The sequence below is a fragment of the Myxococcus sp. AM009 genome (assembly GCF_013372605.1).
Lineage (GTDB): Bacteria > Myxococcota > Myxococcia > Myxococcales > Myxococcaceae > Myxococcus > Myxococcus vastator.
In genome coordinates, this window is record NZ_JABXEP010000003.1 from 21805 (window position 1) to 36830 (window position 15026).

General features: G+C 70.8%; 12 protein-coding genes and 1 riboswitch. Of the genes, 6 read left to right on the plus strand and 6 right to left on the minus strand.

Annotation, left to right across the window (positions count from 1 at the left end; genetic code table 11):
- Positions 1–82: 82 nt before the first annotated feature.
- Positions 83–943 (plus strand): metallophosphoesterase, encoded by an 861-nt coding sequence (locus HV824_RS01480; RefSeq protein WP_255207666.1) that lies wholly within the window; start codon positions 83–85, stop codon positions 941–943.
- Here the strand turns inward: HV824_RS01480 and HV824_RS01485 are convergent.
- From HV824_RS01485 to HV824_RS01505, 5 genes are all read right to left on the minus strand, one after another.
- On the minus strand, positions 897–1568 hold the full coding sequence (locus HV824_RS01485) for a class II aldolase/adducin family protein (protein ID WP_176422491.1): 672 nt from the start codon (positions 1566–1568) through the stop codon (positions 897–899). The two genes, HV824_RS01480 and HV824_RS01485, sit on opposite strands and share 47 nt — an antisense overlap.
- On the minus strand, positions 1565–2671 hold the full coding sequence (mtnA, locus tag HV824_RS01490) for an S-methyl-5-thioribose-1-phosphate isomerase (protein WP_176422492.1): 1107 nt from the start codon (positions 2669–2671) through the stop codon (positions 1565–1567). Before mtnA ends, HV824_RS01485 begins: the two co-directional genes overlap by 4 nt.
- Positions 2668–3552, minus strand: coding sequence for an S-methyl-5'-thioadenosine phosphorylase (locus tag HV824_RS01495; RefSeq protein ID WP_176418488.1), 885 nt, complete (start codon positions 3550–3552; stop codon positions 2668–2670). The genes mtnA and HV824_RS01495 overlap by 4 nt, the downstream gene beginning before the upstream one ends.
- Positions 3553–3648: 96 nt before the next feature.
- Positions 3649–3903: a hypothetical protein gene (locus HV824_RS01500; protein ID WP_176408756.1), complete on the minus strand. Its 255-nt coding sequence runs from the start codon at positions 3901–3903 to the stop codon at positions 3649–3651.
- A gap of 138 nt (positions 3904–4041) precedes the next feature.
- Entirely contained in the window at positions 4042–4851 is an 810-nt protein-coding gene (locus HV824_RS01505; RefSeq protein WP_176422493.1) for an alpha/beta hydrolase, read from the minus strand.
- Positions 4852–5059: 208 nt separating this feature from the next.
- Between HV824_RS01505 and HV824_RS01510 the strand changes: the two genes are divergently transcribed.
- Positions 5060–8257, plus strand: a complete 3198-nt coding sequence (locus HV824_RS01510; protein ID WP_368738003.1) for a type 2 lanthipeptide synthetase LanM family protein — start codon at positions 5060–5062, stop codon at positions 8255–8257.
- Positions 8258–8342: 85 nt separating this feature from the next.
- Positions 8343–8585 (plus strand): mersacidin/lichenicidin family type 2 lantibiotic, encoded by a 243-nt coding sequence (locus HV824_RS01515; protein ID WP_176418485.1) that lies wholly within the window; start codon positions 8343–8345, stop codon positions 8583–8585.
- 146 nt (positions 8586–8731) lie between these two features.
- On the opposite strand, the gene HV824_RS01520 is transcribed toward HV824_RS01515, so the two are convergent.
- Positions 8732–9967: a DUF1501 domain-containing protein gene (locus tag HV824_RS01520; protein ID WP_176422495.1), complete on the minus strand. Its 1236-nt coding sequence runs from the start codon at positions 9965–9967 to the stop codon at positions 8732–8734.
- Between the two features lie 255 nt (positions 9968–10222).
- Positions 10223–10434, plus strand: a riboswitch (cobalamin riboswitch).
- A 265-nt stretch (positions 10435–10699) separates the two neighbouring features.
- Between HV824_RS01520 and HV824_RS01525 the strand changes: the two genes are divergently transcribed.
- From HV824_RS01525 to HV824_RS01535, 3 genes are read left to right on the plus strand one after another with little or no spacing between them, the layout of a single operon-like run.
- On the plus strand, positions 10700–12064 hold the full coding sequence (locus tag HV824_RS01525; RefSeq protein WP_176422496.1) for an aspartate aminotransferase family protein: 1365 nt from the start codon (positions 10700–10702) through the stop codon (positions 12062–12064).
- A complete protein-coding gene (locus HV824_RS01530; protein WP_176418482.1) occupies positions 12061–13620 on the plus strand; it encodes an aldehyde dehydrogenase family protein in 1560 nt (519 codons plus the stop codon). Before HV824_RS01525 ends, HV824_RS01530 begins: the two co-directional genes overlap by 4 nt.
- Positions 13621–13641: 21 nt before the next feature.
- A complete protein-coding gene (locus HV824_RS01535; protein WP_176418481.1) occupies positions 13642–15021 on the plus strand; it encodes an acetyl ornithine aminotransferase family protein in 1380 nt (459 codons plus the stop codon).
- Positions 15022–15026: the final 5 nt, after the last annotated feature.

Genomic DNA, 15026 nt, shown 5'->3' on the forward strand with positions numbered 1-15026 from the left:
TGCGCGTCTTCTCCGTGGGCTGGTCCGTCGCCATCATCATGCTGGTCCTCATCGGCGCGCCAGGTTCACCGGAGGGGCGGGATTGGCTTCGGGCGCGGTGCCGCTGCTGGCGGCCGGGACGAGCTCGGTGGGGCTCGCCAATGGCTACACGCAGTTCTCCGTCCGCGAAGTCGACATCCACCTCCCCGGCCTGCCCCCGGCGATGGACGGGTTCCGCATCGGGCAGATTACGGACGTCCACGTCGGCACCTTCATCGACACCCAGTACCTGCAGAGCGCCGTGCGGGCGATGAACGACGCCAAGGTGGACCTCCAGGTGATGACCGGGGACCTCATCGACGACCTGGACCAGCTCGACGGCACCATGGCGGCGCTTTCGGAGTGCGCGGCCCGCCACGGCATGCTCGCCATCCTGGGCAACCACGAGCACTGGCGCGGCCTGGGGGCCATCCGCCAGGCCTACGCCGACGTGGAGGCGCGCGGCGGCCCCGTGCGCCTGCTGGTGGACGCGTCCCACGCCTTCGAGCACGCCGGCCAGCGCGTGCGCGTGGTGGGCGTGGACTACCCGATGTCCGGCCGCAGTCACCGCGTGAAGGCGGAGCGCATGCAGCAGTCCGCGGAGGCCAGCTTCCGGGACGTGGCGCCCGAAGAGGTGGTGCTGTGCCTGACGCACCACCCGGACTTCTTCCCGCTCGCGGCCGAGCGCGGCGCCCGGCTGACGCTGGCCGGCCACACCCACGGCGGACAGGTGGCCTTCCTGGGTGTCCCGGCCTTCTGGTTCGCCTTCAAGTACATGCTGGGCCGCTACCGCCACGGCGACCACCAGCTCTACGTGTCCGGCGGAACGGGGCACTGGCTGCCCTTCCGCATCGGCGTGCCGACGGAGGTGACGGTCCTCACCCTTCGCGCGACGGGGGCGTCGGCTGCTGGCCGTACGTCTTGAACTTCTCCAGTACGCGCGCCATCTCCGCGCCGTCCAGCAGCACCGGCTCACCCACGTGGAGCGCCCGCCAGTACATGGCGGCCAGCGTCTCCACCTCCACGGCCAGCTTGAAGGCCGCCGGGAGGTCCCTGCCCAGGGCCACCATGCCGTGGTTCGCCATCAGGCAGGCCTTGCGGCCCTCCAGCGCGCCCAGCACGTGGGCCGCGAGCTCCGCGGTGCCGAACGTGGCGTAGGGCGCGCAGCGCACGTCCGTGCCGCCCGCCGCGGACACCATGTAGTGGAAGGCGGGAATGTCCCGGTGCAGGCACGCCAGCGTGGTGCAGAACATCGAGTGCGCATGCAGCACCGCGCCCACCTCCGGCCGCGCGGCCAGGATGTCCAAGTGGAGCTGCCACTCCGACGACGGACTCCGGCGGCCCTCGTGGCTGCCATCGAAGCGCATCAGGACCAGGTCCTCCGGCACCAGCGCGTCGTAGTCCATGCCGGTGGGCGTCAGCAGGAAGCCGTCCTCCACGCGCACGCTCAGGTTGCCGGAGGTGCCCTGGTTGAGCGCGGACGCGTTCATCCGCCGCGCGGTGGCAATCATCGACTCGCGCAGGGCGAGGTGCTCACACGCACCGCTCATTCCGTCCTCCCGCGCCGCTCCGGGAAGAGCGACAGCAGCCCTTCGTGCGAAGCCGGGCACACGCCGCGCTCGGTGATGAGCGCCGTCACCAGCCTCGCGGGCGTCACGTCGAAGGCGTAGTTGGCGGCGGGGCTCCCCTCGGGGGTAATCCGCACCGTGGCCACCTCGCCCGACGCCAACCGTCCGGTGACGTCGCTCAGCTCCGCGCCATCGCGCTGCTCAATCGGAATCTCACGCACCCCGTCCCGCAGCGTCCAGTCGAGGGTGGGCGAGGGCAGCGCCACGTAGAAGGGCACGCCGTTGTCCTTTGCCGCCAGCGCCTTGAGGTAGGTGCCAATCTTGTTCGCCACGTCGCCCTGGGCCGTGGTGCGGTCCGTGCCGACGATGCACAGGTCCACCTGTCCGTGCTGCATCAGGTGGCCCCCCACGTTGTCCGCGATGACGGTGTGCGGGACGCCGTGCTGCCCCAGCTCCCAGGCCGTGAGCTGCGCGCCCTGGTTGCGCGGGCGCGTCTCGTCCACCCAGACATGCACGGGGATGCCCGCGTCGTGCGCCTGGTAGATGGGCGAGAGCGCGGTGCCGAAGTCCACCGTGGCCAGCCAGCCGGCGTTGCAGTGCGTGAGCACCTCCAGCCGGCCCTGGCGGCCCTTGCGCGCCCAGGCCGCCTCCAGGAGCTTCAGGCCGTGCGCACCGATGGCGCGGTTGATGGCCACGTCCTCGTCGCTGATGGCCTCGGCGCGGCGAAGCGCGGAAGCCACTCGCTCAGCGGGAGGCAGCGGCGCCAGGCGCCGGCGCATGTCGTCCAGGGCCCAGTGCAGGTTCACGGCCGTGGGCCGCGTGCCCCGCAGCACCGCGAGCGCGTGCTCCAGCGCGCCGTCCGAGGCATCCACGCGCAAAGCCAGCCAGACACCATAGGCCGCGGTGGCACCGATGAGGGGCGCGCCGCGCACCTGCATGCTCCGGATGGCATGGGCGGCTTCATCCAACGTCGTCAGCCGCACGGTGACGAGCGTATGTGGCAGCCGCGTCTGGTCAATGGCCTCCGCCGCCTGTGCGTCCGGCGCCAGCCAGATGGAGCGCATCGGCTTGCCATGGACCTTCATCGGCGCAGCACCCGGCCCGCCACCGCGGACAGCTTCTCCACCATGCCAGCGTCCCAGGCCGGGGGCGCGGTGATGATGGCGTGGTCCAGCGCCTTGTGGCAGCCCTGGGCACAGGGGCCGGTGTGTGCCCCGAGCAGCGGCACCACGTTCTTCACCAGCCCCTTCGCCTTGCCCGCGTTGCCCAGCAGCACGGAGACGACCTGGTCCACCGTGACGGCGTCATGGTCCGGATGCCAGCAGTCGAAGTCGGTGACCATGGCCACCGTCGCGTAACAGAGCTCCGCCTCCCTCGCGAGCTTGGCCTCCGGCATGTTCGTCATGCCAATGACGTCACAGCCCCAGCTCCGGTACAGGTGGCTCTCCGCGATGGAGGAGAACTGCGGCCCCTCCATGGCCAGGTACGTGCCGCCCCGGCGCGCGACGACGCCCAGGCCCTCGCACGCGGAAATCACCGCGTCCCCCAGCCGCGAGCACACCGGCTTCGCCATGGAGACGTGCGCCACCAGCCCCGTGCCGAAGAAGCTCTTGTCCCGGGCGAAGGTCCGGTCGATGAACTGGTCCACGACGACGAAGGTGCCCGGTGGGTATTCCTCGCGCAGGCCCCCCACGGCGGACAGCGACAGCAGGTCCGTCACCCCGCTGCGCTTGAGCGCGTCGATGTTCGCGCGGAAGTTGATGTCCGTCGGCGCCAGCCGGTGGCCTCGACCGTGACGCGGAAGGAAGACGACGCGGTGCCCTCCCAGCGTGCCGAAGCACAGCGCGTCCGAAGGCTCACCGAAGGGGGACGTCACCTTCTTCCATTCGACGTCCGTCAGGCCATCGATCTGGTACAGGCCACTGCCGCCAATGATGCCGATGACGGGTGCGGTGGGGTTTGACATGCGGCGGGCTCCCGGTGGACGCCGGCACAAGGACCGCGCCGGCGGCAGGGAGCGTAGGAGTCGCGGTGGCCTTGGGCAAGCCGGAGCGCCCTGTGCTCAATAGGGGTTGATGTAACAAACCGTGCCGCCCAGCCCGCCATCTCCGTTCGGGCAGTCGGAAGGACACTCCGACATCCGCTCCATGCAGCACACGCCGTCACCACAGACGGGAGCATCCCGCCAGGACAGGGAGTCGGTCCGGGTGGCAGCTTCCTCCGAGAGCGCGTCGTCTTCGCCAGTCTCCGGGACGGGCCCGCAGGCCAACAGGAGCGAGGCACTCAACGACACCACCACGGACATGACGTTTCGCATGGGAATTTCCTTGCAGTCGAGGAGGAGCTGAAGCGCGCACCAGTCTCCCACCCGGCTCCCAATGAAGCCAGACACCCACGATTCGCTGTCCGGTCGGAGACAATGACAAACAGCGTCAAGTCCAGCGAGCTCCGCCGTTCATGGTTCTCCCAGCGCGAATGACGCCATCCGATGTCTGTAAACCTTTCCAGCGTCTTCGAGGACATCGTTGTGCCCCGCCCCGGCCACCGTCTCCACCACGGCCTGGGGGAAGAGCGTGCCCAGCCGGCGCCCCATGTCCACGGGGATGAGGGTGTCCTCCTCGCCGTGGATGATGAGCACGGGGAGCTTCAAGGCGGCGGCCTTGGACGCGGTGTCATACCGGTCCCGGGCCAGCAGGCGGACGGGCAGGAAGGGAAAGGCCGTGGCCCCGAGGTCCGGGATGGACGTGTACGGACTCACGAGCATGACCCGGGCGCCGTGCCCCCGCCGCGCCATCTCCACCGCCACGCCCGTCCCCAGGCTGCGGCCACTGAGCACCGTCTGCTGCGCCGTGACGCCCTTCGCGCGCAGCCACGCGAGCGCCGCGTCCGCCGCGGCGTAGATACCCTCCTCGGTGGGGCGCCCCGGCGACGCGCCATAGCCCGGGTATTCGACGGTGAGGAAGCCCAGCCCCCTCGCTCGCATCAAGCGGCCCAGGCCCAGTTGCGTCAGCACCTGCTCCCCGTTGCCATGGAAGTGCACCACCGTGGGCGCGCCCGGAGGCGCCGGCAGGTGGAACAGGTCCACGTACAAGCCTCCCTCCAGCGGCAGGCGGCTGAAGCCGTCGCCTTCTGCCAGCGGCGGCGTGCCCTTGGGGGCCGGGTAGAGCAGGGAGCGCTGCAGCGCGAACATCGCCACACACAACACGAGGTAGCTTGAACCGAGGGTGGCCAGGAGGAGGATGAGCATGCGGCGCAGCCGGGGCATTGACCCAGTGTGCCGCAGTTCGCGACGCAGCGCGACAGCGGATGGCGTCACGCTCGCAGTGGGCAATACCAGTCATCCCCACCGCAGCCGACCAGGCCCCCTGGCGCTCGGCCCGGCGGCAATGCCACGATAGCGATTGAAGGCGCTATCACAGACAGACCACAGGACGACTCGGACGCCCCAGGCCGCCGCCTGGATGGGAGAAGGCGTGACGTCTCATTGGGTGCTGGGCCATGCCCTGGAGGAGCGGCTGCCATCGCTCAGGCTGTGCGGCACTCCGGACGCGGTGGACGCGGCACGCGCGCAGCGCAGACTGGAGCGCTGGCGCAAACAAGAGCCCCTTACGCGGGACTCGCTCTGGACCCAGCGCCTGCGCGCCTCGGGGCTGGCGGAAGCGGAGCTGTACACCCTCCTGGGAGAACCCGCGGAGGCGCTGCAGGCACGCATGGAAGCGCCGCCACCGTGGCAACGTGCCATCGAGCAGGCTTACACGTCGGAGAAATCGCCACCCTTCTCCTGGCCGGAGCCCACGCCACCGGGCGCGGCCCTGCTCTGCCTGGTCGAGCCACTCGTCCACGAAGCGCACGCACGGCTCGTCTCCGCCCTGGGCACCTGCCTGCGGGACTCGCCCGAAGCGCCGTTCGAGCCGGCGCACACGGCTCGCCTGTTGCTCGCGCCGCTTCCACGGACGTTGATGCCCTTGCTGGGACGGACGCTCGCGGTGGAGCTGCGCATCGCTCAGCTCGAAGGACGGCTCCAGGGAGACACGCCCGAAGCACGCTTCCAGCACTTCGCCCAGCAACTCCGGCGCCGCGACGTGGCGCTGGACATCCTCCACCGCTACCCGGTGCTCGCGCGGCAAGCCGTGGACTCCATCGCCGCGTGGGAAGCCACGGGCGTGGAGCTGATGCAGCGGCTGGCCCGGGACGCCTCCACGCTGTGGCATCGCTTCCACGGCGGCGCTCCTCCCGGCCCGCTGGTGGAGGCCCAGGGTGGTCTGTCAGATTCGCACCGAGGTGGCCGCACCGTCTTCCTGCTCCGCTTCGCCTCGGGGCTGCGGCTCGTCTACAAGCCGCGCCCGCTCGCAGCGGAGGCCACCTTCCAGCAACTCGTCTCCTGGCTGAACGCGCGCGGCCTCACGCCTCCGCTGCGCACGGTCGAGGTCCTCTCCTCGGACGGCTACGGATGGATGGAGTACGTGGAGGCCGCGCCCTGCCAGTCGGCCGAGGAGGTGCGGCGCTTCCATCTTCGGCAGGGCGCGCTCGTCGCGCTGCTCTACGCGCTGGACGTCACCGACATCCATTACGAAAACCTCATCGCGGCGGGCGAGCACCCCGTCCTGGTGGACCTGGAGACGCTCTTCCATCCACACACGCTCGCGGCCTCCATGCGGGACGTGGAGATGCAACCCGGCGCGGTGCTGAACGGCACGGTGCTCAAGAGCGGGCTGCTGCCCCAACCTGCCTGGCGCGCGAAGGACGGCACGGAGGTGGACTTCAGCGCCCTGGGTGCCAACGAGGGACAGCTCACGCCACTGGGCTACCTGGTGGCGACGGCGCACGGCACGGACCAGCTCCGCTTCGAGCGGCGGCGGATGGAGATTCCAGGCGCGGCGAACCGTCCTCGAATGGAGGGACAGGACGTCTCCGTGGCGGTGCAGGCGGACGCGCTCGCGCAGGGGTTCTCCTCCCTGTACCGGCTGCTCGCCGAGCACCGGGAGGCGCTGCTCGCCCCTGGAGGACCGCTCGCGGCTTTCGAACACGCGCCCGTGCGGGTGCTCTTTCGTGGCACGGCCAGCTACGACGCCCTGCTGCACGAGAGCATGCATCCCCATGCGCTGGGGGATGCGCTGGACCGGCAGCGCTTCTTCGACCACCTCTGGCTGGCCGTGAAGGAGCGCCCATACCTGGCGGCCCTCATCCCCTTCGAGCAGGAGGAACTGCAGCGCGGCGACATCCCCCGCTTCACCGCCCTGCCCGGCTCGAAGGACCTGTGGTCGGGCACGGGCCGCCGGCTGCCCGACTTCTTCGACGACTCAGGACTGGAGCGGGCGCGACGACGCCTTGTGGGGCTGTCACCGGAGGACCACGAGCGGCAGCTCGCCTTGCTGCGAAGCGCGCTCGACCGGGCCCGGATGGCGGCGAGCCCGGGCACGCGCCCCCGCTATCCGTTCCGCGACACGCCCGAACCCGCGCATCCCGACGCACTGTTGGCGGCGGCACGACGCGTGGGAGAGCAACTGGCGGTCCTGTCGTTCTCGGGCGCGGGGCATTCCCACTGGCTGTCGCTCGAGATGTCCGACGCGAAGGAGTGGCGGCTCGTCCAGGTGGGGACGGACTTCTACCAGGGGCTCTCAGGCATCGCGCTGGTGCTGGCGCAGCTCGGTGCCCTGACGGAGGAAGCGCGCTTCACGCAGGCGGCCCGGGGCGCCCTGCGTCACCTGACGTGGCGTCTGGAGACCGCGCCAGCGCAGGTCCGCGGAGTGGGCATCCTCAATGGCTGGGGCGGCATCCTCTACGCGCTGACGCACCTGGGGGCGCTGTGGGGGGAGCGCGCGCTGTTCGAGACCGCCGAGTCCTTCGTTGATGTCATTGCCCCTCTCGTGGAACAGGACGAGCACCTGGACCTGGGGGGTGGCTGCGCGGGCGCCCTGTTCGGACTGCTGACGCTCGTGGGGCAGCATCCATCCGAGCGTGCGTCACGGCTCGCGCGCGTCTGTGGGGAGCAGCTGCTCCTGACGGCCACGCCCCAATCCCAGGGCCTGGGCTGGCTTTCACCCGCGACCGGCGGACTGGCGCTGTGCGGACTGGCACATGGCGCAGCGGGCATCGCGCTGGCGCTGCTGCGGCTGGCCTCCGCCACGGGAGAGCCCCGCTTCCACACCGCGGCGATGGAGGCACTGGCGTATGAGCGTGGCAGGTTCTCGCCCGAGGCCGGCGACTGGCCCGACCTGCGCGCCGACGCAGGCCTGCACGGCGGTGATGGACCTGCCTTCATGTGTGGCTGGTGCAACGGCGCACCCGGCATCGGGTTGGCGCGCATCTCCGGACTGCCCATGCTCGATGACCACCGGGTGCGTGAGGAAATCGCAGCGGCGGTCCGGGCCACGCTCACCGGGGGCCTCGGCTACAACCATGGCCTGTGTCATGGCGACCTGGGCAACGTGCTCTTCCTGCTGGAGGCCTCGCGCGCGCTGCACGATGACACGCTGCTGCGGCGCACCTACCAGCTCGCGGGCGGCATCCTCCAGGGCATCGAGTCACACGGCTATCTGCATGGCCTGCCCGACAGCATCGAGACACCGGGACTGATGGTGGGGCTCGCGGGCATCGCCCACGGATTGTTGCGGCTCGCGGCGCCGGAGCGAGTGGCGGACCTGCTCTCCCTGGCGCCTCCCGTCTCGTGACGCAGCTTCGTTCCCGACGAACTCCGGCACCGCGAGGGTTGGCGGTCCGTAGGCAGTCCCCCAACAACCCAAGAGGAGCAGCACCATGAGCCACAGCGACAAGAACCACATCCTCCGCGCCTGGCGTGACGCCGACTACTACGACAGCCTCTCCGACGCGGAGCGCGCCGCGCTTCCGGCCAGCCCCGCGTCCGTCATGGAGCTGGAGGATGCGACGCTGGCGTTCATCACCGGCGGCGATGCCGAGGCCACCTGCCCCGCCACCCCCACGCCCAACGAGCTCACCTGCCTCTATACGGCCTGCGGGATGTCTGCCTGCTGCCGCTGAGCGACGGGACATGAGCTGACGCGGAAGGGCCGTGGCGGCTCGACGTGAATGCGGACGTGTTCGGGCGGGGGAGCGGCGGCGGAAGGCCGCTCCCCTGTCTGTCCCGGACGGAGGTGATGTGACGCGCCGACAGATGAGCGCAGCGCCTATCCGAACAGGCCCAACCCCGGGGGCGACATGAAGCCAGGAAATACCTTCTGGAGCGCCACACCGGGCCGACAGGCGCGCAGGACTTCCGCCAATGGCGCGCGCACGTCCGTCCAGGCGGGCACATCGCGCCCGTCCTGCAAGCGCTCCGCCTCCAGCGACTCAAAGCGCCCGTACACCTTGCCGCCCCTCACGCCGCCTCCCAGCACCAGCATCGCGCTGCCCACGCCGTGGTCCGTGCCACGACTGCCGTTCTCCCGCACCGTGCGGCCGAACTCCGTGAGCACCACCACCGTCACCTGCTCCAGCCGAGCCCCCAGGTCCTGCGCGAAGGCCGCGAGCGCGCCTCCGAGCTCCTGGCAGCGGTTGGCGAACGCCCCCGTCGCGGCGCCCTGAGCCGCATGCGTGTCCCAGCCTCCCAGCTCCGTCGCCGCCACCTCCAGCCCCACCTCGCCGTGGATGAGCCGCGCGATGTCGCGCAGCCGCTGTCCGAGCTGCCCCTTCGGATACTCCACCGCCGCACGCGAAGCGCGCTTCGCCAGCCGCGCCTCGTCCAACAGCGACATCGCCTCGAAAGCGTCCTGGCCCGTCGTCCGCAGCGCCTCGTCCACGGCGCCCGCGTAGAGCGCATTGAAGCCTCGGGTGGCCTCCTCACCTCTGCGCCCGCCCCTCAGCCGGAACTCCTCCAGCCGCCCCATGGCCACCGCCCCCGCGTCTCCGAACAGCGCCCGGGGCAGTGTGGGCTGCAACGCCACGGCGCGCAGCGCGACGCCCTCTTCTTCGTCCAGCGCGCGGTTGAGCCAGCCATCCGGTGTCGACTTGCGCCCCGGCGTTCCGGATTCAACGAAGTCCTGCGCGTCGAAGTGTGAGCGGACCGGCGCCGGCAATCCCACGCCGTGCAGCACCGCCAGCCGGCCATCACGCCACAGCGGCATCAACGCTTCGAGCCTGGGATGCAGGCCAAAGGGCCCTGACAACTTCAGCGCGGCGTCCGGGCCATGCGCCTTCAACGCCAGCGTGGGACGTGCCCGGTGATACGCGGCATCCTCCACCGGAGGCACCAGGGAGAGCCCGTCCGCGCCGCCACGCAGGAAGACAGTCACCAGCGTGCCTCGCGTGGAGGCGAGCTGGCTGGACGCGAGCGCCCGTCCCAGGGAGCCCGGAGCCCACGCAAGCCCCACCGCCGTCGACCCCAGAGCGCGCAGCAGATGACGACGGGTCAGCAGTGGGTTCATCGCGTCTTCGCCTCCGGTGAGCCAGGCACGGGAGCCCCCAGTTGGCAGGGCCCCCCTCATTCAACACCGGGGCGGGACAGAAGTTACGGGCACGGCGCGCAAGAGCGGACCTGCGTCTGGATGTGCCACGTTCGTTCCGCATCGCCGACGCCATCGAGCGCGCGGCGCGAACCTTGATGTCGGATGCGCGCCCGCTTCAAGACGGAACCTGTCCATGTTCGCGAGCCTGCCTTGACAGTCCAAGAAGGCCGACAGTACATACCGCCCCATGTTGGTGCCTGGGCCTCGGCCTGGGCTTAAAAGGGAACCCGGTGTGAATCCGGGGCTGCCCCGCAGCGGTAGGTGAGAACGAACCTCGTCACACGCACTGGCTCCCTCTGGGAGCTGGGAAGCGACGAGCAGTAGGAATCCGGCTCCGGCCGGAGTGCTCACGAGCCCGAAGACCTGCCCGCATCCGCCCGTGGGAGAAATCCACGGACGGTTTCGACCTGGAGCCGCGTGGGACGGCCGGAAGGTCCGAGCAGCGCTGGAGCCTCCAGCCAGTCTTCGCGCGCGCCTCGGCTTTTCCGACCCAACCCCGCTCGTGTGTCCAGTCGCCCGTGGGGGCGAAGGTCGGTCCGTGGGCTCCTCCGGGGCCTGGTGTGCGCCGACCCGCGCATCGTGACAACCCTTCTTCCACGCGGGAGCCCTGTCGGGCGACCTCGGTCGTCCGCGCTGCGTGGAGGACGGACGATGCGGGACGAAGGCAGGCAGGGCGTGCGCTACCCGCAAGGGAATGTGCTGCTGCGCGACCTCGCGCGCGACTTCCCCGTGGTGACCCACGGCCGGGGTGTCCACCTCTTCGACGCCACAGGCAAGCGCTACCTGGACGCCTCGGCGGGCGCGCTCGTGGCCAGCGTGGGCCACGGCAACCGCGAGGTGGTGGACCGCATCCGTGAACAACTGCTGCGCGTCGCCTACGTCAACGGCACCCACTTCACCACCGAGGTGACGGAGCAACTCGCCACCCGCCTGTGCGCGCTGGCGCCCGCGGGACTGGAGCGCGCCGCGTTCCTGGGCTCGGGCTCCGAAGCGGTGGAGGCCGCGGTGAAGTTCGCCCGGCAGCTCTGCGTGGCGCGCGGGCAGCCCCAGCGCACGAAGGTCATTGCGCGCGTGCCCGGCTACCACGGCAACACGCTCTACGCCCTCTCCCTGTCGGGGCGTCCCCACTACAAGCAGTTCTTCGGCCCCATGCTGGCGGAGGTCGTCACCACGCCCGCGCCCTACCCGTACCGCTCCGGCCTGGAAGACTACGAACGCGACGGCGCGGCGCACTACGCGCGGCTGATGGAGGAGGCGCTCCTCCGCGAGGGCCCGGACACCATCGCCGCCTTCATCGCGGAGCCGGTGATTGGCTCCTCGGCCGGAGCCTCCCCTCCGCCGCCGGACTACTTCGAGCGCGTGAGCGCGCTGTGCAGGCAGTACGGCATCCTCACCATCGCCGATGAGGTCATGTGCGGCTGCGGTCGCACCGGGCGCTTCTTCGCCAGTGAGTTGTTCGACTTCACCCCGGACCTGCTGGTGCTCGGCAAGGGCATCAGCGGGGGCTACGCGCCGCTGAGCGCGGTGCTCGTGCGGCAGGCGCACCTGGAGGAGCTGCGGCAGGGCTCCGGCGGCTTCATGCACGCGCAGACCTACCTCCAGGCCCCGGCGATGACGGCGGCCGGGCTGGCGGTACTCGACTACTACGAACGGCACGGCCTGGTGGCGCACGCCGCGCGCGTGGGCGCCCACCTCCAGCGGCGCCTGCGCGAGACGCTGCGGCCCCTGCCCCATGTGGGCTCGGTGCAGGGCGTGGGCCTGATGGCGGGCGTCGAGTTCGTGGAGGACCTCGACAGCCGCCGCCCCTTCCCTCGTTCGCGCAAGGTGGTGGAGGGGCTGATGGCCGAGCTGTTCGAGCGCGGCCTCGTCCTCTGGTCCAACACCGGCCACGCGGACGGAACGAACGGGGACCTGCTGATGCTGGGCCCCCCGCTGGTCATCACCGAGGCCGAGGTCGACGCGCTGGTCGACACGCTCGCGCAGGGCATCAACCACTACTTCCGGAGGGAGCCATGAGTTTCCGCATCACCTATTCGGTGCTGGACGCCGACATGTCCACACTGCACGCGCGCTTCGACGAGGCGCTCAACACCGTGCGGGGGCGCCTGGGCGAAGCGCTGCCGTCGTGGATTGCCGGCGAGGCCTGGCGGAGCGGAGACCTCCTGGAGCGCCGCAACCCGGCGAGGCCGGACGAGCTGCTCGCCACCTTCCACCGCACGCCCGTCAGCGAGTTGGACCGGGTGGTGCGCGTGGCGCGAGTGGCCCAGCGAGGCTGGGGCGCCACGGCCTGGGAGGAGCGAGTGCGCATCCTCCGCCGGGCCGCGGACCTCATCTCCGAGCGCAGCCTGGAGCTGTCGGCGCGGATGACGTTGGAGGTGGGCAAGAGCCGGCTGGAGTCGCTGGGTGACGTGGAGGAGTCCGCGGACCTGCTGCGCTACTACGCCAGCCAACTGGAGCAGGCGGAGGGCTTCGTCCGTCCCATGGCGCGCCTGTCGCCCGACGAGGACACGCGCAGCGTCCTGCGGCCCTACGGGGTCTTCGCCGTCATCTCGCCCTTCAACTTCCCGCTGGCGCTCGCGGCGGGGATGAGCGGAGGCGCGCTCCTGGGTGGCAACACCGTCATCCTCAAGCCCAGCGAAGAGGCCCCCTGGTGCGCGGAGGGCCTGTACCAGGCGCTCGCGGACGCGGGCCTGCCCCCGGGTGTCTTCCAGGTGGTGCACGGCGAAGGGGAGGCGCTGGGCGCGGCGCTGGTGCGGCACCCTGGCGTGGACGGCGTGTCGTTCACCGGCAGCAAGGCCGTGGGGATGAATCTCCACCAGGTGATGTCCACCGGCCGCGTGCGGCCGTGCTTCCTGGAACTGGGTGGGAAGAACCCGGCCATCGTCTGCCGCGACGCGGACCTGGAGGCCGCCATCGACGGCTGCTTCCGCTCCGCCTTCGGCCTGTCGGGCCAGAAGTGCAGCGCGCTGTCCCGCATCTACGTGCACGAGGCGCTGCTGAACGACTTCACCGATGGGCTGGCGAAGAAGGCCCGGGAAGCGGTGGTGGGCGACCCGGCGCTGGCGTCCGTGTTCACCGGTCCCGTCATCAACACGGCGGCGGTGCGGCGCTTCGAGCGCGCGGTGGACGAGGCGCGCCGGGACGGCGCCATCATCGCGGGCGGAGAGCGGCTGCGGCTGGAGGGCGCGCTCGCCAAGGGCCACTTCGTCGCCCCCACCGTGGCGGCGCTGTCGCACGGCCACCGGCTGATGCGGGACGAGCTGTTCCTGCCCTTCGTCGGCGTGACGGGCTTCAGCACGCTGGATGAAGCCCTGCGGATGGCGAACGACTGCGAGTACGGCCTCACCGCCGGCATCTTCAGCCGCGACGCCGCGGACGTGGAGCGCTTCATGGCCGAAGCCGAGGCCGGCGTCCTCTACGCCAACCGCCGCACGGGCGCGACAACGGGTGCGTGGCCCGGTGTGCAGTCGTTCTGTGGATGGAAGGGCAGCGGCGCGTCCGGCAAGGGCGGCTGCGGTCCCTACTACGTCGCCCAGTTCATGCGCGAGCAGGCGCAGACCCGGATGGGCTGAAACCCCCGCGAGGAAATCTCCATGACCCAGCTCTATCCCGAAGTGAAGGTGGCTCCACCGGGGCCGAACGCGCAGGCCATCATCGCGGTGGACCAGCGCTACAGCTCCCCCTCGTACATCAAGGAGTATCCGCTGGTCGTCCAGCGCGGCGAGGGGCCGTGGGTGTACGACGTCGACGGCAACCGCTTCCTCGACTTCATGGCGGGCATCGCCGTGGCGTCCACCGGCCACTCGCACCCCACCGTGGTGAAGGCCATCCACGAGGCCGCCGACCGCTTCCTGCACATCTGCGGCACCGACTTCTACTACGACACCTTCTCCCGGCTCTGCGAGCGGCTCGCCAGCTACCTGCCGGAGATGGGTCCCAAGCGCGTCTTCCTGACGAACTCCGGCACCGAGGCGGTGGAGGGCGCGCTCAAGCTGGCGCGGCACCACACGCGCCGCCAGTACGTGGTGGCCTTCCAGGGCGGCTTCCACGGCCGCACCCTTGGCGCCATCTCCCTCAACTCCTCCAAGGTCACCCAGCGCGCCTTCTTCGGGCCGCTGCTGCCCGGCGTCATCCACCTCCCCTACGCGAACCCGTACCGCTGTCCCAACGGCTGCGCGCCCAACGCGTGCGGCGACGCGTGCAACCCGGCGCTGCTGCTGGAGCGGGAGTGGTTCGTCAACCACGTGGACCCGCGCGAGGTGGCCGCCATCTTCGTGGAGCCCATCCTGGGTGAAGGCGGCTACGTCATCCCGCCGGCGTCGTTCCTCCAGCACCTGCGCCGAATCTGCGATGCCCACGGCATCCTGCTCGTCTTCGACGAGGTGCAGTCTGGCATCGGCCGCACGGGGAAGATGTTCGCGGCGGAGCACTTCGGGGTGATGCCGGACATCCTCCTGTCGGCCAAGGGCATCGCCTCTGGCATGCCGCTGGGCGCCATCATCGCCCGTGAGTCGGTGATGACGTGGCCGCGCGGCTCGCACGGCAGCACCTACGGCGGAAACCCCGTGTGCTGCGCGGCGGGGCTGGCCACGCTGGACGTGGTAGCGGGGCTGCTCGACTCCGTGCGCGACACGGGCGAGCACCTGCTGCGCGGCCTGCGCGCGCTCCAGGCTCGCTGGCCCGTCATTGGCGACGTCCGGGGCGTGGGCCTCATGGTGGGCGCGGAGTTCGTGGACCCGGCGACGCGCGAGCCCGCCAGCGCCTACGTGGCGGAGCTGGAGCAGCGCGCCTTCCGCAAGGGCCTGCTGCTGCTGTCGTGCGGCAAGTCCACCATCCGCTTCGCGCCGCCGCTCGTCGTGGGCCGGCACGAGGTGGACGTGATGCTGCGCGTCCTCGAGGAGTGCCTGACGGAGCTGGCCCTCCCGCGTGCGCCCCCTCTTCCCCAGCCCGCAGCGGCGGGCGTGAAGCGCTGAGGCCC